General features: G+C 71.7%; 23 protein-coding genes and 1 pseudogene. 14 read left to right on the top strand and 10 right to left on the bottom strand.

From position 1 onward, the window contains the following. Nucleotides 1-431: 431 nt before the first annotated feature. Nucleotides 432-980: a DUF4142 domain-containing protein gene (locus tag IE294_RS09600; RefSeq protein WP_229917083.1), complete on the bottom strand. Its 549-nt coding sequence runs from the start codon at nucleotides 978-980 to the stop codon at nucleotides 432-434. A 336-nt stretch (nucleotides 981-1,316) separates the two neighbouring features. On the opposite strand from IE294_RS09600, the gene IE294_RS09595 reads away from it, so the two are divergent. The 6 genes from IE294_RS09595 to IE294_RS09570 all read left to right on the top strand — a co-directional run bounded on the left by IE294_RS09595 (nucleotide 1,317) and on the right by IE294_RS09570 (nucleotide 6,791). Then, the gene (locus tag IE294_RS09595; protein ID WP_189884297.1) at nucleotides 1,317-1,571 is read left to right on the top strand and encodes a hypothetical protein; all 255 of its coding nucleotides are present in this window, start codon (nucleotides 1,317-1,319) and stop codon (nucleotides 1,569-1,571) included. 307 nt (nucleotides 1,572-1,878) lie between these two features. Further along, nucleotides 1,879-3,048: a sensor histidine kinase gene (locus IE294_RS09590; RefSeq protein ID WP_189884295.1), complete on the top strand. Its 1,170-nt coding sequence runs from the start codon at nucleotides 1,879-1,881 to the stop codon at nucleotides 3,046-3,048. Then, nucleotides 3,045-3,704 (top strand): response regulator, encoded by a 660-nt coding sequence (locus IE294_RS09585; RefSeq protein WP_189884293.1) that lies wholly within the window; start codon nucleotides 3,045-3,047, stop codon nucleotides 3,702-3,704. Before IE294_RS09590 ends, IE294_RS09585 begins: the two co-directional genes overlap by 4 nt. 113 nt (nucleotides 3,705-3,817) lie before the next feature. After that, nucleotides 3,818-4,456 (top strand): GOLPH3/VPS74 family protein, encoded by a 639-nt coding sequence (locus tag IE294_RS09580; protein ID WP_189884291.1) that lies wholly within the window; start codon nucleotides 3,818-3,820, stop codon nucleotides 4,454-4,456. 15 nt (nucleotides 4,457-4,471) lie between these two features. Next, the gene (locus IE294_RS09575; protein WP_189884289.1) at nucleotides 4,472-6,034 is read left to right on the top strand and encodes a carboxylesterase/lipase family protein; all 1,563 of its coding nucleotides are present in this window, start codon (nucleotides 4,472-4,474) and stop codon (nucleotides 6,032-6,034) included. Nucleotides 6,035-6,125: 91 nt separating this feature from the next. Then, nucleotides 6,126-6,791 (top strand): hypothetical protein, encoded by a 666-nt coding sequence (locus tag IE294_RS09570; protein ID WP_189884287.1) that lies wholly within the window; start codon nucleotides 6,126-6,128, stop codon nucleotides 6,789-6,791. A 495-nt stretch (nucleotides 6,792-7,286) separates the two neighbouring features. Here the strand turns inward: IE294_RS09570 and IE294_RS09565 are convergent, their stop codons facing one another. From IE294_RS09565 to IE294_RS09555, 3 genes are all read right to left on the bottom strand, one after another. Continuing rightward, nucleotides 7,287-7,832: a hypothetical protein gene (locus IE294_RS09565; protein WP_189884285.1), complete on the bottom strand. Its 546-nt coding sequence runs from the start codon at nucleotides 7,830-7,832 to the stop codon at nucleotides 7,287-7,289. A 491-nt stretch (nucleotides 7,833-8,323) separates the two neighbouring features. Further along, nucleotides 8,324-9,214, bottom strand: a complete 891-nt coding sequence (locus IE294_RS09560; protein WP_373315799.1) for an SDR family oxidoreductase — start codon at nucleotides 9,212-9,214, stop codon at nucleotides 8,324-8,326. Continuing rightward, entirely contained in the window at nucleotides 9,214-10,050 is an 837-nt protein-coding gene (locus IE294_RS09555) for a DUF1990 domain-containing protein (protein ID WP_229917082.1), read from the bottom strand. The genes IE294_RS09560 and IE294_RS09555 overlap by 1 nt, the downstream gene beginning before the upstream one ends. Nucleotides 10,051-10,159: 109 nt before the next feature. Here IE294_RS09555 and IE294_RS09550 point away from each other — a divergent pair, with 109 nt between their 5' ends. The 3 genes and pseudogenes from IE294_RS09550 to IE294_RS09540 all read left to right on the top strand — a co-directional run. Beyond that, a complete protein-coding gene (locus IE294_RS09550) occupies nucleotides 10,160-10,372 on the top strand; it encodes a hypothetical protein (protein WP_014677155.1) in 213 nt (70 codons plus the stop codon). Further along, the gene (locus IE294_RS09545) at nucleotides 10,369-11,100 is read left to right on the top strand and encodes a DUF1990 family protein (RefSeq protein ID WP_189884281.1); all 732 of its coding nucleotides are present in this window, start codon (nucleotides 10,369-10,371) and stop codon (nucleotides 11,098-11,100) included. The genes IE294_RS09550 and IE294_RS09545 overlap by 4 nt, the downstream gene beginning before the upstream one ends. A 102-nt stretch (nucleotides 11,101-11,202) precedes the next feature. Next, nucleotides 11,203-11,706: pseudogene (locus IE294_RS09540) on the top strand (endo-1,4-beta-xylanase); the annotation flags it as partial. Between the two features lie 103 nt (nucleotides 11,707-11,809). On the opposite strand, the gene IE294_RS09535 reads toward IE294_RS09540, so the two are convergent. Then, a complete protein-coding gene (locus IE294_RS09535; RefSeq protein WP_189884279.1) occupies nucleotides 11,810-12,823 on the bottom strand; it encodes a LacI family DNA-binding transcriptional regulator in 1,014 nt (337 codons plus the stop codon). Nucleotides 12,824-13,051: 228 nt separating this feature from the next. Here IE294_RS09535 and IE294_RS09530 point away from each other — a divergent pair, with 228 nt between their 5' ends. Continuing rightward, nucleotides 13,052-14,017: a glycoside hydrolase family 6 protein gene (locus IE294_RS09530; RefSeq protein WP_189884277.1), complete on the top strand. Its 966-nt coding sequence runs from the start codon at nucleotides 13,052-13,054 to the stop codon at nucleotides 14,015-14,017. A 91-nt stretch (nucleotides 14,018-14,108) separates the two neighbouring features. Next, nucleotides 14,109-15,383, top strand: coding sequence for a glycoside hydrolase family 6 protein (locus IE294_RS09525; protein WP_189884275.1), 1,275 nt, complete (start codon nucleotides 14,109-14,111; stop codon nucleotides 15,381-15,383). Between the two features lie 606 nt (nucleotides 15,384-15,989). Here the strand turns inward: IE294_RS09525 and dctA are convergent. Next, a complete protein-coding gene (gene dctA / locus IE294_RS09520; protein WP_189884273.1) occupies nucleotides 15,990-17,387 on the bottom strand; it encodes a C4-dicarboxylate transporter DctA in 1,398 nt (465 codons plus the stop codon). Then, entirely contained in the window at nucleotides 17,384-18,502 is a 1,119-nt protein-coding gene (locus IE294_RS09515; RefSeq protein ID WP_189884271.1) for a PrpF domain-containing protein, read from the bottom strand. Before IE294_RS09515 ends, dctA begins: the two co-directional genes overlap by 4 nt. A gap of 146 nt (nucleotides 18,503-18,648) precedes the next feature. On the opposite strand from IE294_RS09515, the gene IE294_RS09510 reads away from it, so the two are divergent. Continuing rightward, nucleotides 18,649-19,554, top strand: coding sequence for a LysR family transcriptional regulator (locus IE294_RS09510; RefSeq protein ID WP_189884657.1), 906 nt, complete (start codon nucleotides 18,649-18,651; stop codon nucleotides 19,552-19,554). 212 nt (nucleotides 19,555-19,766) lie between these two features. Here the strand turns inward: IE294_RS09510 and IE294_RS09505 are convergent, their stop codons facing one another. The 3 genes from IE294_RS09505 to IE294_RS09495 all read right to left on the bottom strand — a co-directional run bounded on the left by IE294_RS09505 (nucleotide 19,767) and on the right by IE294_RS09495 (nucleotide 24,566). After that, entirely contained in the window at nucleotides 19,767-22,886 is a 3,120-nt protein-coding gene (locus tag IE294_RS09505) for a S8 family peptidase (RefSeq protein WP_189884269.1), read from the bottom strand. A gap of 431 nt (nucleotides 22,887-23,317) precedes the next feature. Beyond that, the gene (locus IE294_RS09500; RefSeq protein WP_189884267.1) at nucleotides 23,318-24,094 is read right to left on the bottom strand and encodes an IclR family transcriptional regulator; all 777 of its coding nucleotides are present in this window, start codon (nucleotides 24,092-24,094) and stop codon (nucleotides 23,318-23,320) included. 10 nt (nucleotides 24,095-24,104) lie between these two features. After that, nucleotides 24,105-24,566 (bottom strand): MarR family winged helix-turn-helix transcriptional regulator, encoded by a 462-nt coding sequence (locus IE294_RS09495; RefSeq protein ID WP_229917081.1) that lies wholly within the window; start codon nucleotides 24,564-24,566, stop codon nucleotides 24,105-24,107. Nucleotides 24,567-24,805: 239 nt separating this feature from the next. On the opposite strand from IE294_RS09495, the gene IE294_RS09490 reads away from it, so the two are divergent. Together IE294_RS09490 and IE294_RS09485 are read left to right on the top strand one after the other, a co-directional pair. Next, nucleotides 24,806-25,723, top strand: a complete 918-nt coding sequence (locus tag IE294_RS09490) for an SDR family NAD(P)-dependent oxidoreductase (protein WP_306433390.1) — start codon at nucleotides 24,806-24,808, stop codon at nucleotides 25,721-25,723. Further along, nucleotides 25,723-26,598: an amidohydrolase family protein gene (locus IE294_RS09485; protein WP_189884265.1), complete on the top strand. Its 876-nt coding sequence runs from the start codon at nucleotides 25,723-25,725 to the stop codon at nucleotides 26,596-26,598. The genes IE294_RS09490 and IE294_RS09485 overlap by 1 nt, the downstream gene beginning before the upstream one ends. Nucleotide 26,599 lies beyond the last annotated feature (1 nt).

Genomic DNA, 26,599 nt, shown 5'->3' with positions numbered 1-26,599 from the left:
CCTCGGGACGCTGCTGGTCCGCAGCGCGGCGGCCAGGCGTGTGCCGGGCCGCCGCGGGACGAGCCTCGTCAGGAGCTGGTTGATCTCTGAGGGGATCCGGGGGCGGCACCTGTGGCACCCACAGATGCGGGCCTGCTGTTCGGTGCTCTGGCGTGGGCCGCATCCCGGTCCGCCCAGTTCGGCAACCGTTCGAGACCGTCAGGAGTGCCTGGCCAGCAGATCCGACCGCACCGATCAGCCCGGGTCCGCAACGCCCGGCACGGTACCTCGGTCGCTCCTGGCCACCGCCCAGCACTCACCCGCACCGCGTCGGGGTCCGCACCTGGTGCGCTGCGCCCCGGCCAGCCGGCCGCCGCCGCGCTCAGCTCGCGCCAGTTCACGCGCATGACGGCCGGCTGGTGGCGTTCCACGGTGCCTACTGCTGCGAGTGGCTACTGCGTTTGGCTGCTCATGCCGGAGTGACCGGCCATGTGGCAGGTGCCGCCGCTGACCATGTCCAGGTGCATCGCCACGACCGGACGGGCGTTGCGTGCAGCGGCCACGACCTGGCTGTTCTTCCCGGCCTTGATCTCCTGGTCGATCAAAGCGAGCGCCTGGCGGTGTCCGGCTTCCTGAGCCTTGAGCCATGCCGTGTCGTAAGCCGACGTTCCGGCTTTCGCCTGCACGGCGGCCAGTTGCTTCTTCTGCTCCGCGGACGGGGTGGCAGGCAGCCGCACCTTCAGCTTGTCGGCCAGCGTCTTCACATCCGCGTCCAGCTTGGTGTGGTCGCGTACCAGTACGGCACCGACCTGCTTCACGCACTCGCTGTTGGCGTGCCTCCCGGCGTCCTGGCCCGCCGCGATCTCGGCGAGGTTGCCCTGGTGCACCTGTATGAGGAACGTTTCGTCCTGGCCAGCGGGCCGTTGGGCGAATGCCTGGGGTGCGGCCGTACCGCACAGCGCTACCGCCGCCACCGCGGCGGCCACCGGTCGTTTGCGCATGGGTCTCGCTCCCTTCGCGCCGGCTCGGCACATCTGCGTCGCGCCGGCGATCGGAACGGGGCGCGCGATGGAGCGCCCCCATGGATCTGTACCGGGGTGCCACCCGCCCGTACCGGGAGGAGCCCGCGATTCACCCGAGTGGCTCATGCGGACAGCCCCGGGGTGTGCACACGCGTAGGCCGGATGGGTCGGCTGGGCCGAAGAGCTGCACCGCCGGTACCGCGGCCCGGGCATGGTGATCGACTGGCACGTCGAGCGCTGACGGCGGCCGTCCTGTACTTCGCCCGGACCGTCCTGCGGTCGAACTGGCGTCTCCACCGGGAAGCGGGGCTGCCGATGGCGCCCGACGGCACGAGCCGGTACGGGCGAGTGGACGCGGTGATCCGCACGCCGCTGCCGGACCTCCTCGTCGAGCTCGACTCCCGCCCCGACCGACGCCCGGGCCGCACTCCCTTGGATTCGTTGCAGTGGGGCCAGCTGGTGTTCGCCATGAACGTGCCCGGTCATCGCCGCGACGAGGGTGTGCGCCTGTTCGGGGTCGGAGAGGAGGAGCGGTGCGGTGAGGTCCATGTCAGGCCCGGCGAGGCGTAGCACCGTCGCTTCCTCGGCTGGGAGCACGCCGGTGCGTTCGGCCGGGCCGATTCCGGCGCTCCGGGTGTTGAACCAAGTGATCAGAGCCTCGCGCAGGGCGACCCAGAACGCCGGCAGGTCGCCAGCCGGGCCAGAGCCGCACCCGCCCGTCCATCTCCGGAGCGGTCTCTGCACGGGGAAGGCCGAGGGGAGTGCCGAACCTTGTGACGGCGCCGGGCAACAGGGCAGTGGGCGCCCCGGCGTCCGCGAGACGTCCGGGTTGAAGGGGAGGCGCTGGTATCGCCGCGCCGCTGGATAAGGTCGGCACGTGGACGCCAGCACAGGTCAGCAGAACGACGCGTTCGCCGGGGAGGCACGGGGTGAGCTGTCGCCCCGGACCGCCCGGGCGCTGTGGTGCGGGTCGGCAGGGCTGGTGATCGCCGCCCTGGGCATCCCGGTGACCGTCGCCGGTGCGGAGGACGGCCGTCGACTGATCGTGGCCACGGCCCTGGTTCTCGTACAGACCGGTGCCCTGAGGTGGCAGACACGCGCCCCGGTCCCCGTGCTGGTCGCGAACACGGCGACAGGGATCGCCGTGTGGGCACTGCTGCCCGCGGTCACCTTGACGGGGGCGCTGCTCGCGGCGCAGGTCACGTTGTGCGTGCTGTCGGCCACCAGAGCACGGCGGGTGTCGCTGTGGGCGCTCGCGGCGATGTGTCTGCCGGTCCCGTTGGCGTTCGGGGCGGGCGGCAGTGCGGGCCCGGCGGTCTATGTGCTGGCGGTGGTCCTGGCGTGGACCCTGGGGCAGTGGCGCAAGGCGCAGCAGGAGCGGATGAGGGCGGAGATGCGCCGGGCCGTGGTGGAGGAGCGTGCGCGGATCGCGCGCGACGTGCACGACGTGGTGGCGCACACCTTGTCGGTGATGGTCATTCAGGCGGGCGCCGCGGACGATGTGTTCTCCCAGCGGCCGGACCAGGCCCGTCAGGCGCTGCGGGACATCGAGGTGGCCGCCCGCTCCGCGCTGGGTGAACTGCGCCTGACGTTCCGCGCGTTCGGGCCCGAGGCGGGCGAGGACGCGACAGGCGAGCCGCGGACGCCGGGGCCCTCACTGACGCGTCTGGACGAGCTCGCCGACACGGTGCGCGCGACGGGGATGACCGTACACGTGTACCACGAGGGGGCCGCTGACGGGCTGCCGGCCGCGGTGGACCGGACGGCGTACCGGATCATCCAGGAGGCCCTGACCAACACGCTGCGCCACGCGGTCGGCGCCGATGAGGTCAGCGTGCGCGTGAGGGACGAAGGACACTGCCTGGAGATCACGGTGGTCGACAACGGGCGTACGGCGCAGGGACCTTCGGCGGGGGCCGGAGCGGGGCGCGGACTGGTGGGGATGAAGGAGCGCACACGGCTCGTGGGCGGTAGCCTGCACGCCGGCCCACGGCCCGGCGGCGGGTTCGAAGTGGCGGCGCGGCTACCGGTGGAGCGCGCCTCATGACACTGCGGGTGGTGGTGGCCGACGACCAGGCCCTGGTCCGTACCGGATTCCGCATGATCATCGACGCCCGTGAGGACCTGGAGGTGGTCGGTGAGGCGTCGGACGGCCGGGAGGCGGTGCGGCTGGCGCGCGAACTGGCGCCCGACGTGGTCCTGATGGACGTACGCATGCCCGTCCTGGACGGCATCCAGGCGACCCGGCGGATCGCGGCGAGCGGAAGCCCGGCCCGGGTCCTCGTGCTGACCACCTGGGATGTGGACGCGCACGTGGTTGCCGCTCTGCGGGCAGGAGCGAGCGGCTTCCTGCTGAAGGACATCCGTCCGGGTGAACTCGTCGATGCCATCCGCGTCACCGCGCGGGGCGACGCGCTGCTGGCACCGAGCGTCCTCAGCCGTGTCCTCGACCGGTTCCTGCGCACGACCCCCGACCCGGCGCCGCCGCCGTCCCTGAAGGACCTCTCCATCCGCGAACGGGAGGTGCTCACCCTGATCGGGCAGGCGCTGTCGAACGCGGAGATCGCCGAGCGACTGCGCCTGTCGGAGGCCACCGTCAAAAACCACGTCACCGCGGTGCTGCGCAAACTGAACCTGCGCGATCGCGTCCAGGCCGTCGTCGCCGCCTACGACCACGGCCTCGTACGGCCGCGACGCCCCTGACAGCCGCCTCCTCCCCAGGGAGGAGACCCGGACCGCGCTCCTCCCGCGTTCCCAGTGCCGGCCCCCTCCCGCGGCCGATGTGCGACCGGAGGTGCCGGACCTAGCGTCGAGGTGTGATCGACGACCTGCCCTGCACCCTGTACCTGCTGGCCCACGACGAAGCAGCCGAAGCTCCCTACGACCGTTCCCGCGCGGCTCTGCTGGTCCGTGCCGCCGCCCTGGTCGACCTCGCGATGCGCGGCCGGCTGGAGGAGCATGGCGGCACGGTCACCGTCTGCGGTACGGAACCGACCGGCAACCCCGTCCTGGACCGCGTTCTGCGTGACGCGGCCGACGGCCACGGCTGGAAGCACCTCGTGCGCCGCCACCGCACACACACCCTGACGGACGCGGAGGACCGGCTCACCGCGGCGGGACTCCTCACCGCGAAGGCGCCCCGTACCCGCTTCGGCACACGTCGGCTGAGCGTGACGGACCGCGCCGTGCCCGCAGCGCTCCGCGCCCGCCTGTCCGCGGTCCTGCACGGGGACGGCCCGGTGCGGGACGTCCCCGCCGCGGACGCCGCGCTGCTGGCGCTGGCCGCGGCGGGTGGGATCCGTTCCGTGGTGTCCCGGCGGGACCAGAAGACCTTCCGGGCCCGCATCGACACCTGCACCGGGTCTCTCGCCACCCTCGCGCCGGGCCTGGAGAAGGCGGTACGCGCCCTTCCGACGACCGTCATCGCCGCGCAGGGCGGCATGGGCGGCAGCTGACCGAACGGGGAGACGATGACCACGCACCGCGTCCTGACCACTCTGGGCTGCGCCCTGACCGCCGTCCTCACGACGGCCTGGTCGGCTGCGCCCCCGGCGCAGCCCGCCCCGCCCGCCGCAACGGTGGTCCGCACCCACCACGGCCTGGCGCGGGGTGTCCACCGTGACGGCTACCGCACCTTCGCGGGCATCCCGTACGCGGCGCCGCCGGTCGGCAGCCTGCGCTGGACGCCGCCTTCCCCCGCGGCCACCTGGTCCGGGACACGGGACGCGACCCGCCCCGCGAGCCCCTGCCCGCAACCGGCCGGCGAGGTGCCCGCCGGCAGCACCGACGAGGACTGTCTCCACCTGAACGTCACGACGCCCGACGGCGCCGGACCGGCACACCCCCGGCCGGTCATCGTGTGGCTGCACGGCGGCGGGTTCACCACCGGAGCGGGCAACTCGTACGACGCCCATCGCATGGCCGTCCGCGGTGACGTGGTGATCGTCACCGTCAACTACCGCCTCGGCGCCCTCGGTTTCCTCGCGCACAGCGGGCTGCCCGGCTCGGGCACGTTCGGCCTGGCCGACCAGCAGGCCGCGCTGCGCTGGGTGCGCGCCGAGATCGGCGCCTTCGGCGGCGACGCGCACAACGTGACCCTGGCCGGCGAGTCGGCGGGCGGCTACAGCGTCTGCGCCCAGCTGACCTCACCCGCCGCGGCGGGGCTGTTCGACCGGGCGATCATCGAGAGCGGCCCCTGCACAGGGCGTCCCGAGCGACCGTTCGCCCCGTCGTCCGTCCCCTTGCCCGCGGCGCGCGCAGCGGGCGCGGACTTCGCGGCGAGAGTCGGCTGCGGTTCCGCACGCGACGTCCCGACCTGCCTGCGGCACGTGGCGGTCTCCCGTCTGCTCGCCGCCCAGAGCGCGGACCAGCAGCCCGCGAACGGAACCCCGTTGCTGCCCGACGACTCCGCGGCGGCAATCACCGACGGCCACTTCCACCACGTACCCGTACTGATCGGCCACACCCATGACGAGGGCAACGGGTGGGCCGCCGGGATCATCCAGGCCGGCCATCCCGTCACCCCGGAGACCTGGCCCGACGTCGTGGCCTCCTTCTTCCCCGCACCGGGACAGGCGAGGGCGATCGTCCGCGCGTACCCGGTGCACCGCACCGACGGCGGCCCGGTGTTCGGCGCGGTCATCGGCGACGCCGACTTCGCCTGCCCGACGGCGCGCACCGGCGGTCTGCTCGCCACTCACGTGCCCGTGTGGCGCTACGAGTTCGCCGACGAACACGCCCCGCCGCTCACCCCGGGCACGCCGCCCTTCCCGCTCGGCGCACCGCACGCGAGCGAACTGCCGTACCTCTTCGATCTGGGCGGCCGTCCCCGCGACCTGACCGCGGCGCAGCACCGGCTGGCCGACACCATGATCGACTACTGGACACGCTTCGCCCGCAGCGCCGACCCGAACGGCCCGTCATCACCGCACTGGCCCCGGCGGACAGTGCTCTCCCTGGCGCCGGACCACATCGTCGCCACCCGCACGACGCGGCCCCGCCACCACTGCGGGTTCTGGAACGGCCTCGGGTGATCCCGGAAACGACCGTCGAAAGAGCCCGTCGAACCGCACGCCGTGGACGAACCGACGAGGAACCCACCACACGAACTCCAGGGGGACAGCCATGAACGAAACCGTCGCCAGGCGTCTGACAGGACTGTCCGGCATCGCCGGCGCAGCCGCCTTCATCATCGAAGTACCCCTGTACTTCCTCTACTCCGGCCCGCCACCGGACTCCAACGTCCTGGCCAGGCTCCTCATCGGAATCCTCGCGCTGGCACTCCTGGTCGTGTTCGTCACTGCCTTCCGTGAGCTGGTCAAGAGGACGGACCCCGCGAGCGAGTGGACCGGCACCCTGGCCTTCGCCGCCGGACTGGTCTACGCGACGATCACCATGGTCTCCAGCGGACTGGAAGGCGGTGCGGTCATCGCCGCCGACCACCCGATCGACCCCACCATCACGGTCCACGCCACCTACCTCCTCTACGGGTCGATCGGCCGCCTCATGCTCGCGTTCTTCCTGACCGCCGTGGGATGCGCGGTCTCGCGCACGAAGGTGCTGCCGCGCTGGACCGGCCGCTCCGCGTTCGTTCTGGCAGGGATCAACCTGGCCTTCGTGCCGTCGGTGTTCTTCGGCCACACCCCCGCACACTTCTACGCGGCGAACGGCTGGGGTACGACCGCCCTGATGGGCGCGCTGTTCAGCTACTGGCTGCTCGCCCTGGGCATCTCCGCCTACCGCAGCGCGGCAGGACGCACGCCCGTCGGCGCACCGGCTCCCCGGCGCTGAGGCCACCGGCGCGGCGGAAGCCAGGGGAGCCGAGCGGGGTGGGCCGTGTGTACGTGTGCGATGGGGGCGCTGCTGCTTCCTGAGCGGCTCAGCCTGCCGGTGCCGTCGGTGTTCCCGGTGCGGGAGGTGTTCGCCTTCGGCTCGCGTTCACGGCGCCGGTGGCGGTCCTGGCCGGCTGCGGGGCCTCGCCGCACAAGGTGCCCCGCGTAAGGACCCTCAAGACGGCCTGCTTCCCGCCGGCGCCCGGCTGCTTCGTGACACCTGGCCCGCTGCCGTCCGTCCGGGTCGTGCCTGCCTTGGTGCAAGGAACCGTAACCCCGGCCCATGACGCCGTTTGCCGCCCCCGGCGACCAGTCCGACGACCGCAACGCCTGCCGTCCGGGGCCGGCACCTGCACCGCCTGCGGCCGACCCTGCCGGCCGGCAGGCACAGAACCCGAGGAGCACTGCTGAGCGGACAGCGGGCCCAGCGGGCACCCCACCTGGCAGCGGTGGGTCAGCCGGACGTCGTGGCCAGCGCTTCCTCGGCCTGGCGCAGACGCCACTCCTCGATGGTGTCCTGCTGCCGCCGGGCACGCTGGAGCAGCACCTCGATGCGTGCACGGTCCAGGCGTTCGTCCGTCGCGCTGAGCCGGCGCAGGGTCTGCCAGACGGCCGCCTTGCCCTCGACCGCCAGCCGCAGCGCTTCCAGGTCCAGCACGGTGCCCAGTGGAGAGGGGCGTACCAGCCGGCCGTTGGGTTTCAGCCGTCCCATCTTCTCGCCGGCCCAGCCGGCGCACACTTTGTAGTGGCGAACGGGAACACCGAGGTCCCGCATGACGGCCAGCAGCGCTGTCCGGTCCTGGGCGATCTCTGCCGCGACGGGCCCGAGCGCGCGGCCCAGTGCGGAACCCCGGGAGGCGCGCGCCAGACGGGCGGCGCGTTCGGCGCCGAGGGTGTCGACGGCGAGGTGGTCATTGAGATAGATGCCCAGCAACTTCACGTCGCGGCCGTGTCCGGCGGGGTGGTGCCCGAGCGCACCGGAACGGGGAGGGGTGTTCATCCGCACACTCCTTCGGTCGCTGTGGATTCCCTTGTGCGGGCGGCGGATCGCCGCGAAGCCGGGCGTGCGCGTCGCCGGCCCACCGCACCCGCATAGGGACGCCGCCGACGGTCCGGACGGGTGACGGACAACTGCGGGCGGTGCGGCACGAGATGCCGTACCCGGCGCTACGTCATCGCGAGTCGCCGCTTCCGGTCGGACGCTTCCGTGTACGACCAGTGCTCCCCCCACCTCGTCCTCGGCCCGGATTCCGTGACTGCGTGAAGTGACGTGATGGCCCGCCTTCGGTTCCCTGCTCGCCTCGCGTTTCCTCGGCATGCCGGCTTCCCTCGGCACTGGTGCCGAGGGATCTGTTCCCGCTCTTCCAGCGTGGGGGTTCCCGGCCGATTCCGCGACGCGGAACGCGCGCCGCCCGGTGCGCCCTGCCCGGTGGGGTGCCGCCGCGCTGTCGCAGAACGCTTCCGGTCCCGCTCGGTGCTGTGGGCAGGGGATCAGCCCCGTCGGTCGCCGTCCGGTGTGGCCGCGGCACGGTCGGCCCGTCCTCCGGTGCCCAGCCTGCCCGTGGCACGCAGTGGCCGTCCGGCGTCCCAGCGGGGCAGATTGTGCCGGGCCAGCCGTAGTACCAGGGGTGGCAGGGCCCAGCGCAGGGGCTGGACGAGACGTAGCCACGCCGGGATGTAGACGGCGGTGCTGCGGCGCTCGACGGCGCGCGCCAGCCGGGCGGCGACCGCCTCTGCCGGACGGATGTCCCGGACGCCGGGCGGCATGTGCACGCGCAGTTCGCGCAGGGCGGCGAAGTCCTCGGCCTCGCGGATCATGTCGGTGTCCGCCCAGGCGGGATAGGCGACGCCCACCGCGATCCCCTCGTGCGCCACCTCGGCCTGGAGGGCGTGGGCGAAGGCTTCCACACCCGCTTTGGAGGCACAGTAAGCGCTCATCATCGGGGTGGCTCCGAGTGACGCGAGCGACGCGACCTGGAGGAAGTAGCCCGCCGTCGCCCTCAGATCGGGCAGGAACGCCCGCGCCGTGTGGGCACTGCCTGTCACGTTCACGTCGATGACACGGCGCCATGAGGCGGGGTCCGACGTCGCGAAAGGGCCTCCCTCGGCGATTCCCGCGTTCGCCACGACCGCCGACGGCCGGCCGAGGTGTTCGCGGACCTCGCCCGCCGCATCGTCCAGGGCGGAGTCGTCGGTGACGTCCACTTCGACCGCCAGCGCCGGTGTGGGCAGGGTGGCCGCCAAGGCATCCAGTTCGGGCCCCTCATGGCCGAGAAGTGCCAGGCGCGCCCCGCGTCGGGCCAGTTCGTGCGCCAGTGCCGCTCCCAGTCCGCGCGCGGCTCCGGTGATGACGACGGTCCGGTCCTGGAGCGGGCCGGCCATCACGTGCTGTCCCCGCTTCGGTGGTCCCGGCTCGCGCCCGGCTGACCGAACCGGTCCGCCGACGGTGCCCCCTGGGCCGGTGCGCCGCCCGAAGAGTTCTTCCCGGCCGGGGAGAGCGGGCGCACCGGTGCCCTGTCCGGCGATTCGAGCCAGCGGGTGGAGATGTGCACACCGTCGGCCGGTCGGCCTCCCGACATCGCGGCGGCGGCCAGGCAGAAGCGGACCCACATGTTGAGCTGGATCTCCTTCGCCAGGCGCAGGTGCGAGTACAGAAGGTGCACCAGGCGGCTGCCGGGGCACGCCCAGAGCTCGATCTCGAACACCAGCAGGCCGTCCTCCTCTCGCGCGCGGAAATGCACCTGACCGGCCTCCATGTGACCGCGCAGGGTCACCAGGTGCAGACGGTCGACGTCACGATGGACGACCTTGACGGGGCCGTTCCAGGGTCCTGGCATCTCCACCAGCAGTTCGTCCCCGACGTCCAGGCCGTGGTCACGGAGCTCACCGGTGTGGATGTCGACCACCTCGGAGGGAACGAAGCGCTTGAAATCGCAGCAGACCCGTTCGATGAGCCGGTCCGGACCCACGTCGGCATCGGCGATGCGCACGCGGAAGAGGCGGTGGAAGAGGGGGCCGTAGCCGTCCTGCGCCCGTTGCACCCGGCTGTCGGCCGCTGCGGGCGGCAGCCGCGGTGGGAGGTCCGTCTCGTCACCGCGGCACTCGCCGCCTCGGTGCAGAGGCGTCGTCTCCCACAGGTAGCGCCACGAGACCAGCCCTGTGCCCAGAAGCCACCGCGCGAGCACGGCCAGCGTTCGAGGACAGCGTGGAGGCATCATCTCCGCCCCTTAGGCTCCGTATGAAACGTCATTAACAGGTGTATACCCTGACAAAAGGTGCACTCTTCCGAAAAGATGGTGACACAAGCAAGCGGCCCCGGAGGTTCCCATGGTGGTCCGGCTCCTGCACCGCGCAGGTGTGCGGAGTACTCATCTGCACCTGGTCTCGCTCGCCTCCGTCGGCCTGTGCGTGACGTTGTGGGTGCGCGCGAAGACCGTCGACCAGGAGCAACGGGGGAACGCCGAGCGGCGCGCGCTCTTCGTGGGTCTGTGGCCGCCGACGCTGTGGCTGATCGGCGACTCGCTCGAAGGTTCCCAGTGAGTTCCCTGGGCAACTGGGCCTTCGGACGCCTCGACGCCGTACAGGCGTGGCGGGACCTCGCGGACGCGCGCGTCAACTACTCGGTCGAAGAGGTGCGCCGGCCGTCCTGGAACATCGACGTTCACCGCACCGCGCTGCCGGCGGAGCGACCGGGCCCGCCGGAGCCGGGAGGCCCATGGGAACGGGCCTGCCGCCTGGTCCGCGACTACGAGTTCTCGCCGCCGGAGATCGTGCGCGCGCTCTACGACCCCGCCACGCCCTTGCTCGGCCGCGACATGCTGCTGGAGGCTCGATTCCACGGCATGCACTTCTACTGCGGTGTGCGCGTCACCAGCGTGGTGGACGAGGTGCGCGACGGGACCGACCGCGTCTGGGGATGGGCCTACGAGACCCTGGAGGGCCACCTGGAACGCGGCCGGGCCACCTACGAGGTGGTGAAGCGGCAGGACACCGGCGAGGTGCTGTTCGTCGTCTCCTGCCATTCGCAGGGTGCCCCCACCCTGGACCGGATCACCTTCCTCGGGTGGCGCCTGTTCGGCCGCCGTACCCAGCTGCGGTTCTACCGCAGGTGTGCCGCACGGCTGCGCCTGTTCGTCGAGGCCGAGCTACGCGGCCAGGAGCCGCTGCCCGGCCGTTCCCCGGCGGTCGGGCGTCTGGTGTGCGCGCCCTCCGACACGAGGATGCACCGCGTGGACGCGCTGGCGATCCACCGGGTTGCCCCCGCCTGAGGCGCGCGGGCGCGTCCGTGCGGGCGATGCTGTCGCCGCGGGCACTGGAGGAGCCCCGGGGACGACGTCGCCCCCCACGATCAGTCCCGGTACACGAACACGCTGGGCGTCGACGTACAGATCACCGAGCCGGACATCGCGCAGGCGCCGGCCACCGCGTACGCGGACACGGTCAGGGCGTGCATGAGCGTCGCACGCCGCACCGGCATCAGCGCATGGGGTATCCGCGACAGCGACTCCTGGCGCAGCGGGGGAACCCTGCTGTTCGACGGTGCGGGGAACAGGAAGGCGCCGTACGGCGCGGTGCTGACCGCGCTCGGCGGCACCGCGGCCACCACCCGCACGTCCGCCGCTGCGCTGCCGTCGAGCTTCGGCTGGTCGTCCAGCGGACAGCCGATCGCTCCGAAGCCGGACGCCACGCCCAACATCGCCGGGATCAAGGACCCGTCCGTCGTCTACTGCAACGGCAAGTACCGCCTGTCCGCCAGCGTCGCCAGTTCCTCGGGCCACAACCTCGTCCACCAGATGGGCAACGCGTCCTGCTTCACCAACCCCGACATCAGCGACCCGAACGGCTGGAGCGCACCACGCGACTTCTACGCGTCCACGTCGCGAACGCGAGCGGTGACCACAACGGTCCGCCGTGGCGGTTCGGCCGGCTCACCCGCGACCAACTTCACCTGCTGCGACCGGGGCCCCGCCACAGCCGTCAGGCACTGGAGCGGACGACCAGGCGGGTCGGCAGGATCAGCGCAGTGGGGTCCTGTCCGTTGACGAGCGCGACCAGCATGCGCGCCATCTCCCGGCCCAGAGCCTCTATGGGCTGATGGACGGTGGTGAGCGGCGGATCGGCGATCCGGGCGACGGTCAGGTCGTCGAATCCGACCACGGCGACGTCGGCGGGGACCTGTCGGCCGGCGTTCCGCAGCGTGCGCAGCGCTCCCACCGCCATGTTGTCGCCGGCGGCGAACACCCCTTCCACATCAGGGTGGTTCACCAGCAGTGCGGCCATGGCGGCGGCTCCGCTGGACTCGGTGAAGTCCCCCTCCTGCGGCGGGAGGGGATCGAGGCCGGCGGCGAGCATGGCGTCCCGGTAGCCGTGGTACCGAGCGCGCCCGGCCTCGGTGTCCAGCCGCCCGCAGATCGCGGCCACACGAGTCAGGCCGCGTGAGAGCAGGTGCTCGGTCGCCTTGCGCGCCCCGCCGACGTTGTCGACATCGACGTACCACCGGGGAGTCGTACCGACCGGGCGTCCGCCGAACACGACGGGCATCTTGGCCTCCTCGGCCACCCGGGTCAGCGGATCGTCCTCGCGCAGAGCCATCAGCATGGCGCCGTCGGCGCCCCTGGAGCGAAGGAGTTCCGCAACCCGTTTGCGGCCGCGGTCGGAAGCGGCCAGGCACAGCATCAGATGCAGGTCGGCCTCCTCAAGAGCGGCCGACGCCCCCACGATGACCTGGGCGAAGAAGGGATCGGCGAAGATCGACGGATCTTCTCCCGAGACGACCAGGGCGGCCGCTCCCGTCTGCCGGGTGGCCAGGGCCCGGGCGGTCGGGTTGGGGACGTAACCGAGTTGCCGGACGGCCCGTTCGACGGCTTCGCGTTTGGCGCGGCTGACGTGCGGAGCGTTGTTGAGGGCGCGGGAGGCCACGGAGCGGGAGACACCGGCGCGTTCGGCCACCTCGTCGAGCGTCGGCTGCCGACGCGGCGCATCTTCTGCCATGAGCCGGGAGTCTGTCACAGGTAGGCGCGCTCGGGGATGACTGCTGGACTGGGACCGCTTCCAGCCAGCCACTCATCATGGACCTCACATTCTGATGAAAGTCGAGCCCTGTGTCGAGTCCTGCGCGGACCATTGACAGCCCATCCAGCCCACTCCACGATTGGGACCGCTTCCAGTGGGAGCGCTCCCAGTGCACTCGGACCCCTCTCAGGAAATCGAGGTACAGCCATGCGCCGCAGACTCCGGATACTGGTGGCAGCCCTCTTCGCCCTGCCGTCCGCGCTCGCCCTCGCACCGTCCGCCCACGCGGCCGACCCGACCACCATGACCAGTGGGTTCTATGTGGACCCCGACTCCAGCGCCAAGAGGTGGGTGGCCGCCAATCCCGGCGACGGCCGGGCGTCCGCGATCAACGCCTCCATCGCCAACACCCCGATGGCCCGCTGGTTCGGCTCCTGGAGCGGCACCATCGGGACGGCCACGGGGGCGTACGCCGGAGCGGCGGACAACTCCGACAAGCTGCCCGTCCTCGTCGCCTACAACATCTACAACCGTGACTACTGCGGCGGGCACTCCGCGGGCGGAGCCGCCTCGCCGTCCGCCTACGCGAACTGGATCGCCCAGTTCGCCGGCGGTATCGCAGGCCGCCCGGCGGTCGTCATCCTCGAACCCGACTCCCTCGGGGACTACGGCTGCATGACCCAGGCTCAGATCGACGAACGAGAGGCCATGCTCACCAACGCCCTCGCCCAGTTCAGCCGCCAGGCCCCCAACACCTGGGTCTACATGGACGCCGGCAACCCGGGGTGGGTCGCTCCGGCGACCATGGCCCAGCGCCTCCACGAAGCCGGCCTCCGTCAGGCCCACGGCTTCTCGCTCAACGTCTCCAACTACTTCACGACCGCCGAGAACACCGCCTTCGGCAACGCCGTCAACAGTGAGCTCAGTGCCCGCTACGGCTACACCAAGCCGTTCGTCGTGGACACCAGCCGCAACGGCAACGGCTCCAACGGCCAGTGGTGCAACCCCGCGGGCCGCCGCATCGGCACCCCCACCCGGACGGGCGGAGGTGCCGAGATGCTGTTGTGGATCAAGACCCCGGGCGAGTCCGACGGCAACTGCGGCGTCGGAGCCGGCTCCACGGCCGGACAGTTCCTCCCCGAGGTCGCCTACAAGATGATCTACGGCTACTGATCCGGGACTCCCGCCGCCCGCCCAGGCGAACCGGCAGTCCGCCGGGGCGGCGGGCAGCTGCCTCCACCACCTCATCGACCAGGAAGCAACCATGAATCCACGCAGCCTTCGGCGCCGCGCGGCCGTCGTCGTCGCGGCTCTCACCGCGGGCGCCGCTCTCACCGCGACGCAGGCGCAGGCCACACCCACGCGGGACGTGCTCACCCCGGCCACGAAGTTCTATGTGGACCCGCACAGCAAGGCCGCGAAGCAGGCCCTCGCGGACTTCGGGAACGGCGACATCGACAACGCCGTGAACATGGCCAAGCTCGCCGGATGGCCGCAGGCCGAGTGGTTCACCGAGGGCACGCCCGACGAGGTGCGCGGCAAGGTCGGCGAGCTCGTCCACCGGGCCCGGGCCGTGGGCCGGACCCCGGTCCTGGTCGCCTACAACGTCCCGGGCCGGGACTGCACGCAGTACTCCAGCGGCGGAGCCGCATCCTCCGCCGCCTACCGGCAGTGGATCGACGCCTTCGCCGCCGGCATCGGCACCAGCAAGGCGGTGGTCGTCGTCGAACCCGACGGCACGGCCCTCCTCCCCAAGGACTGCGGACCCACCACCGACCCGACAGGCGAACTCACCGCCGCCCGCATCGCCGACCTGGCCTACGCCGTGAAGACCCTGAAGGCCAAGCCGCGCACCGTGGTCTACCTGGACGCGGGGAACGTCCAATGGCGGCCCGTCGGTGAGATGGCCCAGCGGCTGCTGGACGCCGGGGTCCGCGACAGTGACGGCTTCGCCCTGAACGTGTCCAACACCCACCCCACCGACCACAACGCGAGATACGGCACCTGGATCGCCAAGTGCATGTGGTACGCCACCGAGGGGCCCGAGGAGGCGCGTGGCCACGCCGAGCGGTGCGCCGGCCAGTACTACTCGGCGGCTGCCCCCAACGACGGCACCCCCGGCAACGCGGTCTCCTCCACCGACCCCACCACCTGGCGGTGGACCGACGCCTGGTACGACCAGAACGTGGGCACCCCGCCGGCCGACGGGCTGGGTCACTTCGTGATCGACACCAGCCGCAACGGCCTGGGCGCCTGGACCCCGGAGCCGGGCAAGTACACCGGGGATCCGGAGGTCTGGTGCAACGCACCCGGCCGCGGTCTCGGCCCGCGCCCCACCGCCGACACCGGCGTACCCCTCGTCGACGCCTATCTGTGGATCAAGATCCCCGGCGAGTCCGACGGTAGCTGCACGCGCAACACCGGCGGCACCATCGACCCCGAGTACGGCGTCGTCGACCCGCCCGCCGGCACCTGGTGGCCCGACCAGGCCCACGCCCTGGCCCGCAACGCGGCACCGCGCCTGACCTTCAACCGCTGAGCGAATTCGAGGCCGCGCGCCGTCCTCCGGCTTCTCGGAGGAGAACTCGTGCTTGAGGAAGGGGATGTCGTACTCGTGCCTCGACTTGGGTGGCGGCAGTGGGGAGGCCTGGGCCTCGTTGCGCAGAGAAGGAGGGTCCCCGGGGCCCGACTCGGCCTGATGGCCGTCGGCGGCTACCGGATGACCGCAGCGGCCTTCGACGCAGTCGTACGACGCATCCTCCGCACCGCCTCGCAGGCCCGCGACGAGCAGCACATGCGGGCCCGCGTTTCCGCATCACGGTCGCGGTACCAACCGGGAAGCGACTCCTCTCCGGCGGCCCCGTCACCGCGCCGCCTGACCACAGGGAGGGTCTCCGTCGTGGCGCGTCGGACGGCGCGGCGCTGGGCGGCCGTTGCGGCCCCTGGACGCCGTCGTCCTCGCCGTGATCGAGCGCCCGGGTACGGCAGGCGATGAGGACCGGACAACGGCGGTATATCGCTCGCGCCAGTCGGAAGCTGCCGGGTGCAGGTCGTCGGCGTTCCACCTACGACCGGGCGACGTCCTGTCGAGACGTGGGCGGGCCGGCCCCGAGCAGACGCTCGGGGCCGGCCCGCCCACCTGACGTCAGCTTGCGGCGGGGACGGGGTCGCGGGTGGGCGCGGGCGTCTCCTTCGGACCGGGCTGTGCCGGCACCGCGGGAGGAGCGGGGGCAGGGGCGTAGGGAATCTCGCCGCGCAGGACGGCCTTGGCGCGGTCCTCGTCAAGCTCGCCCTCCCAGTGGGCGACGGCCAGGGTGGCGACGCCGTTGCCGACCAGGCTGGTCAGGGCGCGGGCTTCGGACATGAACCGGTCGATGCCGAAGATCAGCGCGAGGGCGGCGACCGGTACGTGCGGGACGGCGCCGAGGGTGGCGGCCAGGGCGATGAAGCCGGAGCCGGTGACACCTGCGGCGCCCTTGGAGGTGAGCAGCATGACGGCGAGCATGGTCACCTGCTGGGTGAGGCTGAGGTCGATGCCGAGGGCCTGGGCGAGGAAGACCGAGCCCATGGTCAGGTAGATGGCGGTGCCGTCGAGGTTGAAGGAGTACCCGGCGGGCAGCGTGATGCCCACGACGGGTTTCGAGGCGCCCGCGTGCTGGAGCTTGGCCATCATGCGCGGCAGTACGGGCTCGGTGGACGAGGTGCCCAGGACGATCAGCAGTTCTTCCTTGATGTAGCGCAGGAAGGGCAGCAGCCGCAGTCCGTTCAGGCGCATCACGGTCCCGAGGACGACCAGGACGAAGAAGAGGGCGGTCAGCCAGAAGGAGCCGACCAGCAGGCCCAGGTGGCGCAGGGTGCCCAGGCCGTAGTTGCCGATGGTGAAGGCCATGGAGCCGAACGCGCCGATGGGGGCCAGCCGCATGATCCACCGGATGAGCGTGAACAGGACCGTGGAGACCTTCTCGATGCCCCGGGCGATGCCCAGGCCGGCCTCTCCGACGGCGTGCAGGCCGAAGCCGAACAGTACCGACACCAGTAGCACCGGCAGGATCTCGTTGCCGGTCAGGGCGCTGACCAGGGTGGCCGGGATGATGGCGAGGAGGAACTCTGCGAAGCCTTCGTGGGCCGTGGTCGCTTCCGGCGGCAGGCCCTTGGCGGACAGGGTCGAGAGGTCGATGTGCAGACCGCTGCCGGGCTTGACGACGTTGACGACGACCAGGCCGATCACCATGGCCACGGTGGTCAGCACCTCGAAGTAGACCAGAGCCTTCAGGCTGACACGGCCGACCGCGCGGGCGTTGCCCATGGAGGCGATGCCGTGGACGACCGTGCAGAAGATGATCGGCGCGATGAACATCTTCACCAGCGCGATGAAGCCGTCGCCGAGCGGCTTGAGGTCGGCGCCGGCGGACGGCCACAGCCCGCCCACGGCGGCGCCGAGGAGGACGGCGATCAGGCACTGGACGTAGAGGTGGGACAGCATCCGGCGGATGCGGCCCGGTGGTGCGGTGACGGAACCCGGGGCGGCGTCGTTGCGGCTCATGCGGGGCGTCCTTCCGGGAGGGGAACGAGGAGTTCGGCTCGGGCGATACGCCGGGCGGCGCGGTGCAGCAGCACCGTGGGGGACGCGCTGTCCGGTACGGGGACGGCTCGGGTGGTGACCACGCCGGCGGGGGTGCCCAGGCGCAGCGTGCCGTCGGCGGTCTGCCGGGCGACGCGGTGGGCGAGGGTGCCGGGGGTGGCGGCGGCCGTGGCCAGGGCCACGGCGGAGGTCAGGCCGATCGCCGGGTGCGGGGCGTGCATGGAGACCATGCGCACGGCCAGGTCGTACTCGTCCTGGTCGACGAGGATGCCCTGTGTGGTGCGATAGGGGGCGGGGCGGGCGACGATGCCTGCTTTCGGCACCGCGTGGCTGACCGGATCGCCCTCGCGGGCCAGGCCCATGGCCAGTGCTGCCTGGCGGCGCAGCAGGGTCAGCGCGGGCACGGCGGCGGCGAACGCGGTGGGGGACTCCGTGCCGTCGAGGCCGAACGCCTTGGCCTCGAACAGCGCGGCCGGTGCGCCGGCGTCCACCAGGGATGCCTCGACGGGACCGTCCGGGCCGGTCAGTTCGTCCAGGGCCCGGCCGGTCGGCAGAGCGCGGCCGGTCGTCGAGCCCGCCGGGTCCTGGAACCCGAGCAGGACCGGTACGCCCGGTGCCGAGGTTCCCGGCACCATGGCCGTGCCCTCCTCGGGGGCCACGCCCGCGGGGGTGGGGATGGTGCCGGTCAGGCGGGCCCCGGTGTTGACGTTGAGCATGCGGACGGTGGTGGTGTCCGACGTGATCGGCACGAGGTCGTGGTGGACGGCGTACAGGGCGACGGCGGTGGCGCAGTTGCCGCAGTTGCTGGCCCACTCCACGCGCTCGTCCCCGATCCCCACCTGAGCGAAGGCGTACTCGACGTCCACGCCGGCCTGGGCCGACGCCTGTACGACGGCGGCCTTGGAGGTGGTGGAGGAGGCGCCGCCCACCCCGTCGATCTGGCGGGGGTCGGCGGCGTTGAAGGCGGCGAGCAGGAGGGCGTCGACGTCCACGCCCGTGGCGGCCACGTCGCGGTGGTCGAAGATCCAGCACTTGCTGGTTCCTCCGCGGATCATCTCGCCGTGCAGACGCAGCACAACCGACTCCTCACAGCCATGGAAGGGGATGTCCACCGACGGTCTCGCCGTGCGTGGTGTCCTCCACGGTGGGTCACGGCAGCGTGAAGTACAATCTCGGAAATCTGTATGGCTATTAAGTTGAAGTGAACGCTGGAGGTAAGGGCATGCTCGACGTCCGGCGCATCCTGCTGTTCACGGAGGTCGCCCGGCGCGGCTCGGTGACCGCGACAGCCCGCGCCCTCAACTACACACCGTCAGCGGTGTCGCAGCAGATCAGCCGCCTGGAAACGGAGGCGGGCCAGCCCCTGCTGGAACGCCACGCCCGGGGCGTCACCCTCACCGACGCCGGCCGGGCGCTGGCCGAACGAGGGCAACGGATCGAACGCGAACTGCGGGCCGCGGAAAACGAACTCGCCGACTTCGCCGGCCTGCGCGCGGGCACGCTCCGCATCGGCACCTTCCCCACCGTCGGCGCCTCGCTCCTCCCGCAGGCCGTGATCGCCTTCCGGGACGCTCACCCCGACGTACGCCTGACCGTCCGCAGCGCCCGCATCACCGGACTCTGGACCATGCTGGAGAACCGGGAGATCGAGATGTCGCTGATGTGGGACTACGACTGGAGCCGGATCGACCGGGAGGACATCGTCGTCACCCCACTCCTCGACGACCCGCCGGCCCTTCTCGTCGGCGACCGCCATCCACTCGCCGGCCGTGGCGCCGCCTCACTCGCCGACTTCGCGCACGACCCCTGGATCACCCGCGCCGACCACCACCCGGTGGCCGAAGCCCTCGTCCGCGGCTGCCGTGCCGCCGGCTTCGAGCCCCACATCGCCTACGAGGCCCACGACTACCAGGAAGCCCAGGCCATGGTCGCCGCCGGCATCGGCGTCGCCCTCGCCCCCACCCTGGCCCTGGAGGGCATCCGCCCCGGCGTCAGCGTCCTGCCCCTCCAGCCGCCGGCCCCCGTCCGCCGCATCCTGCTGGTACGCATGGCCGACCACTCGCTCACCCCCGCCGCCCTGACCTTCGCCGGACTCCTCCGCGACACCGCCGCGGCCCGCACACCTTGACGCCGACACCGAACCACGCCCACCGGCCGCCGTGCCCCGGCAGGGTGCGCCGGTGACCACGGAGTCGAGCGCAGGGCGCCGATCGCGGCGGCGCGCAGAAGCCGCCGGATGCCGGCTCCGTGGAGTCCGGGATGAGCGAGCCGGTGGGGCGGGAGCCGCTCCGCCCCACCCCACCGGCCACTCGGGAGCTACGGCCCCGGGGGATTACCGCGTCACTCCCAGGAGTACTGGTTCGTGGACACCAACTGACCTGGGATCACCTGCCCCTTGGTGCGGAGCTCGGTGTACGCCCAGTACTCGGCGTCAGGCTTCAGCGGAGCGCCCGGCCGCAGTTTGTACCGCGGTGTCGTGCCGCGCTCCACCGCGGCCGGCAGTTCCAGCGTCGCCGGCTCGTAGTGGCCGTTACGGCTGAGGACGACGTGGCCGAGCCGGTAGTCGACGACCGGGCCACCGGAGTCCTGTGCGAAGACGTACGCCGTGTACGTGCCCGCTTCCGGCATGAAGACCCAGGCCCGCTCGGAGCTGCTCCAGCCGGCGGCGCTCCGGTAGACCAGCTTGTCGCCCTTGTACAGCCAGAGGTCGAGGTTGGTGTCCGGGTCGTCGGTCGCGGTGTCCACGACGATCCCGGCGCTGCCCGCCGGCACCTTGAAGGTGTGCGCCTGCACCCCGAGGGCCTTCCGGTCGAAGACCCCGCCGCTGACCCCGGTCCGCATCGAGTACGACTCCCGCCGCATGGGGGCGTAGCCGGTCGACCGGCCGGAGACCGGGCCGGTGAAGCCCGGCTCGAACATGCCGTAGTTGCCGTCGGCGAGCCGGCCGAACTCTTCCAGGGTGTCGTCGTACGACCGGGGCGAGATGCCCCACGGGCGCGCGGCGACCGGAATCCGTACCTGGTGGTGGGTGCCGCGCCAGGTGATCGCGCCGGTGACGTACCGGTCCCACGGTGCGCTGCCGCGCCGCAGGGTGATGGTGACCGAGGCGGTCTCGCCCGGTGCCACCGTCACCGTGGCCGGTGCGACGCTCACCTGCATGCCCTCCAGCCCGCTCGTCGAGGCATGGTACGTCTCCCGCTTGCTGCCGACGTTGGTCAGCTCGCGGGTCAACACCACCGGCTTGGTGCCGTCGTACTCGCGCAGCCCGATCGACGGCAGGTTCAGCTCGCGGCCGTCGGGCTGAGCCGCTTCACTGAAGGCGGTCAGGCTCTTGGCGTCCGGCTCGATGACCAGCCCCGGATCGGCGGCCCGCGTCAGCGACGGCAGCCCGCTGCCCTGGGCCAGAGGGCTGGTGTCGCCCACGGTGCCGGCTGTGGTGTGCAATGCCGAGGCGACCGCGCCGGGCGACCAGTCGGGATGCTCGGCCCGCAGGACCGCGGCCTCACCGGCCACGTGCGGGGCCGCCATCGAGGTCCCCGAGTACGCGTCGTACTGCCGGCCGAAGTTTCCCGGCGGGGAGACGGCCGCGATGATGTCGCTGCCGGGGGCGACCAGGTCGGGCTTCATGAGCCCGGGATGCGTCTTGTCCGGCCCTGTCGCAGAGTAGTCCGCGATGGCCGGCACACCTGGGGCACCGGAGCCCTGGTTGCCTGAGGTGAGCTGCGCGGTGCCGTCGGCCGGGTGCCTCATCAGGTAGTTGAAGATCTTACCGGCCTGGTCCCTGGTGTTCAGATAGAGCACCGGGAAGTCGTAGATGCTGTTGACCCGGAAGTTGCCGTGGGGATCGAAGAGGACCATGGCCGCCGCGCGCTTGGCTTTGAGCTCCTCCACCGCGCCGTAGGGGCTGTCCAGGGCGCAGGCGACCACCTTGCCCTTCACCTTCGCCGGGTCCAGACTGCCGGGCTCGCAGTACGCCGAGCCCTCCTCCAGTGTGCCGGCCTGCTCGCCGAAGACCAGCGGCAGGGATCGGCCACCGGGGAGCACGTCCAGCGAGGCGCCGGTGATCGAGGTGCCGTCGCCGAGCCGGACGGTTCCCTCGTTCACGTGGGTCACCGCCGCGCCGACCGTGGTGACCCACGGCTGGGTGTTGCTGACCGCGCTGCTGAAGCCGCTGTTGCCGGCCGCGGCCGTCACGAAGACTCCGGCCAGCGTGGCGTTGAGGAAGGCTTTGCCGATCGGGGTGTTGGGCTCGCTGTCCCCCAACTGCGTTCCGATCGAGTAGTTGAGCACCTGTACGCCGTCGGCGACCGCCGCGTCGATGCCCGCGATGATGTCGGCGTCGTATCCCGAGCCGCCCCAGAGGACCTTGTAGACGGCGATCCGCGCATCCGGCGCCACGCCGGAGACCGAACCGAAGTTCCGCCCCGAGATGGTGACGTTGTCGACGGGCAGGCCGGCCGCGGTGGACGCCGTGTGCGTACCGTGCCCGACCATGTCCCGGGGGGAGAGCACCTCACCCTCGGGCAGCGTGCCGCCCGACGCCGCGAGGAGCGTGTCGGCGAAGTACCGGGCGCCGACGATCTTGCCGTTGCAGTGCCGGGCAGCGAACGTGTCGCCGGTCTGGCAGGTGCCGTGCCAGCCCGCCGGGGCCGCCGGTATCCGCTTGGCGAACGACGGGCTTTCCGGCCAGATCCCGGTGTCCAGGACGCCGATCACGACCCCGGCGCCGGTGCTTCTGCCCGGCTTGCGCGCGGCGGACCTGTGCGCGCTGGTCGCCGGCGAGCCGGTTGTCCGGGCGCCGCCGGCCGATGCCCCGGTCGTGGCTGTTCCGGCCGTGCCCGTTGCCGTGCCAGTCGTCGGCTGCGGTGTGGTGTCACCAAGGGACGCCTGGCTGGTACCGACCACCTGGGACTTGGTGACCGAACGGACCCGCTTGTCCGCCTTCAGTTCCTCGACCTGAGCGGCGGTCAGCGTGGCGGAGAATCCGTTGAAGGCCGTGGTGTAGACCTCGTTGACCGTGATGCCGGCTGCTTCGGCCACGGCCGTCCGCTGGGTACCCAGGTGCTTGCGGTACGCCTTCGCCGCCCCCGACTGCGGTTCCAGCTGCTCGCCCGGTTCCGGGCGGGTCCGGGCCAGCCCCGCGAGCCGGCCCGCGTACGTCGTCACCGGTTCCTCGGAGAGTTCCACGATGTACGGAGTGCGGCCGGAGGGCGTTTGCTTGTGTTCCGCATCGGACCTACCGGTCTGGTGCGGTCTGAACCGGCCGGCGCCCCCGGTCAGGTCGACCCGATCTCCTTCGGGTCGCAGTCCAGAGCTGACACCGCTGCCCACCGAGGTGTCCGGCTCGGCGGGTGCCGCCGTCGCCGTACCCCCGGTGGCGACCGTGCCGCCGCCGGCCAGGACGAAGGCCAACAGGGGTATGGCCAGCCTCCGTCGCCGGGTCCGTGTGCTCGTAGCCACGAGACTCCTTCCAGTAGCTCCCCGATGGGAGCGATCCCATGAACGTCGACGCTCTCTCCCGGGATGTGAGGAGGGGAGCGTGACCTACCTAACTCGACATCAGTTAACGAGGTGTTACACGTTGTTTCAGATGCTCACGTGGCCACAGTGGTCGTACTTCTGCGGGAAGCAGGGGGACCCCGTCGAGGGCGCGCCCCTTGCGATCGCACGTACCAGACGTCGCAGGTCCCGACCTTGCGGCTTGAGGCAGCCGATGAGGATGTACAGGACCGGGGAGACCGCGAGCGGGATCGAGCCCTGGTACGGGAGCGGGACGCCGCCGTCGACCGGCGTAGACCGATCCGTCTGATCGCTGCCCGGTGGTGCTCCACCTCAACGCCGGTCACTGCCCCGGTTTCCTGCCCCGAAGCCTGAGCCGTGCGAACCTCGGCTCAGCGTGCCGCCGGCTGCCACCCCAGCGCCCGTGACATCCCCCGCGCCGCGAGCCGTACCGCCGGAATCAGCACGGCTGCCTGGGCCGTCGCGTGGGGGACCACGATCGACACCGCCGCCATCACCCCGCCGTCGCGGCCGTGTACCGGGGCCGCCACCGACAGGGCGTCCTCGGTGATCTGACGACTGCTCACGGCCACGCCCGACCGCCGCACTTCCGCCAGTTCGCGGCGCAGTCGCGCGGGATCCGCGATGGTGTACGGCGTGAACGCGGTCAGCGGCCCCTCGCAGTACGCCTCCTGGAACGGCTGCCCGCTGTGGGCCAGCAGCGCGAGCCCGACCCCGGTGGCGTGCAGCGGCCAGCGGGCGCCGACCCTGATGTGGACGCCGACCGCGGAGCGCCCGGAGAGCCACTCGACGTACACGACCTCCCCGCCGTCGCGCACCGCCAGCTGCACGTTCTCGTGCGTCGCCTCGTACAGGTCCTCCAGGTACGGCAGCGCCACCTGCCGCAGCGCGAGTCCGCGCGGAGCGAGCGCCGCGATCTCCCACAGCCTCAGCCCCACGTGGTAGAGACCCTCCGCGTCGCGCTCCAGTGCGCCCCACTCGGTCAGTGCCCCCACCAGCCGGTGCGTGGTGGTGAGGGTGAGCCCGGCCCGGCGGCTGATGTCGGTCAGACAGAGCGCCGGATGCGCGTGGTCGAAGGCCGCGAGCACGGCGAGCAGCCGGTCCGGTGCGGAGCGCACCGTCTGCGGGGGCAGCGCGTCGGCGGTCATGGGGACGGCGTCACCCGAGCCCGTTCTCGGCGATCCTCAGCAGCAGCGTGTGCAGGACGTCCCGCTCCTCGGCGTCGAGCGGCCGGAGCAGTTCGCCCGTGACCCGCGAACCCGCCTCGTCGGTGTCGCGCAGGAAGACCCGGCCGGCCTCGGTCAGCACGACGATACGGCTGCGCCGGTCGTCCGGGGAGGGGCGGCGCTCGGCGAACCCCAGCCTCTCCAGATCGTCGACCAGGCCGACGATCGCGCTCGGGTCGTAGCCGAGGGAGGTGCTCAACTCCCGTTGCAGGGCGCCCTCTTGAGTGGCGAGGAAGCGCAGCAGCGCGTAGTGGCGCAGCCGCAGGCCGGACTCCTGGAGGAAGGCGTTGAACAGTTGGCCGGAGCGCAGCCCGAGCCGGTACAGCAGATAGCCGGTGTCCGCGTGCAGCCCGCGCATCCACGGCTCGCGAGCGTCGATCGGGGCGGAGCCCACGGCGTGTTCTGGGGCGTGCTGCTGGCCGGTGATGGCGGGCTCCCTGGGCCGGGCCTCCGTCCGGAGGCGGGACGTACGTACGTGCTGCCTCACAGCATGCCGCACGGACCGGTCGGCAACAACTATTGACGACAACAATGATTGTCCTTAGCTTCGATTCCGGACCGCACGCCGCCCGAGCCACAGGCGCACCCACCGTGGCGCGCCCGGCGGCCGACCCCTCTGGAAGGGACCCGCTCGTGCCCAGCATCGATCTCACCGGCAAGGTGGCCGTCGTCACCGGAAGCGGCCGTGGCCTCGGCCTGGCCTACGCCCATGCCCTCGCCGCCCACGGCGCCGCCGTGGTCGTGAACGACGTCGACGAGGCCGTCGCCGAGCAAGCCGCCAAGTCCGTCACCGAGGCGGGCGGCAAGGTCGTGGCCGAGGCCGTCGCGGTCGGTACCGGCGAGGCCGCCGACCGGCTGGTGGCCCGCGCCGTGGAGGAGTTCGGCCGTCTGGACGTCCTGGTCACCAATGCCGGCATCCTGCGCGACAAGGTGCTGTGGAAGATGACCGACGACGACTTCGACGCGGTGATCACCACCCATCTGCGCGGTACCTTCACCTGCGCCCGAGCCGCCGCCGTCCGGATGCGTGAGCAGGGCGAGGGCGGCACGATGATCCTGGTCGGCTCCCCGGCCGGACAGCGCGGCAACTTCGGACAGACGAACTACGCCGCCGCCAAGGCCGGCATCGCCGCCATGGCCCGCACCTGGTCGATGGAGCTGGCCCGCGCGCACATCACCGTCAACGCGATCGTTCCGGTCGCCGCCACCGCCATGACGGAGACGATCCCGGCCTTCGCCCCCTACATCGAGGCCCTGAAGAACGGCGAGCCGCTGCCCGACTTCCTCCGCAAGGGCGAGGGTTTCGGCACCCCCGAGGACTGCGCCGCTCTCGTACCCTTCCTCGCCTCCGAGGCGGCGCGCGGCGTGACCGGCCAGGCCATCGGCATCGGCGGTGACAAGGTGGCACTCTGGTCGCACCCGCGGGAGGTCACGGCGGCGTACGCGGACGGCGGCTGGTCCCCGGACACCCTCGCCGACGTGTGGGCCACCTCGGTCGGCGCCGAACCGCAGACCGTCGGCATCCCCGCGCCGAAGTTCCCGGAGGCGTGATGGGCCTGGACGAACTCGTCGCGATCGACGTCCACACCCACGCCGAGGTCTCCTCCAAGGGACACTCCTCGCTGGACGACGACCTGCACGACGCCTCCTCCGCCTACTTCAAGGTAGAGGGCGACCGGAAGCCGACCCTGGAGGAGACGGCCGCGTACTACCGCGAGCGGAAGATGGCCGCCGTGATCTTCACCGTCGACGCCGAGTCCGCCACCGGCACCGAACCGGTCCCCAACGAGGAGGTCGCCGAGGCCGCCGCCGCGAACCCGGACGTGCTGATCCCGTTCGCCTCCATCGATCCCTTCCGCGGCAAGGCCGGCGTGAAGCAGGCCCGGCGCCTGGTCGAGGAGTACGGGGTGAAGGGCTTCAAGTTCCATCCCAGCATCCAGGGTTTCCTCCCCAACGACCGCTCGGTGGCCTACGGCCTGTACGAGGTCATCGAGGAGACCGGGACCATCGCCCTGTTCCACACGGGCCAGACCGGCATCGGCGCCGGAGTCCCCGGCGGGGGCGGCATCCGGCTGAAGTACTCCAACCCGCTGCACGTGGACGACGTCGCCGCCGACTTCCCCCACCTGAAGATCATCCTGGCGCACCCGTCGTTCCCCTGGCAGGACGAGGCCCTGGCGGTCGCCACGCACAAACCCGGCGTGCACATCGACCTGTCCGGGTGGTCGCCGAAGTACTTCCCGCCACAGCTCGTGCACTATGCCAACACCTTGCTCAAGGACAAGGTGCTCTTCGGCTCGGACTTCCCCGTCCTCACCCCCGACCGTTGGCTCGCCGACTTCGCGAAGCTGTCGATCAAGGACGAAGTGCGCCCGAAGATCCTCAAGGAGAACGCCGCCCGGCTGCTCGGACTGACGCACACCTGAA

This window comes from Streptomyces canarius (assembly GCF_014650735.1).
GTDB classification, from domain to species: Bacteria; Actinomycetota; Actinomycetes; order Streptomycetales; family Streptomycetaceae; genus Streptomyces; species Streptomyces olivaceoviridis.
This window is presented reverse-complemented; position numbering and strand designations above follow the sequence as displayed.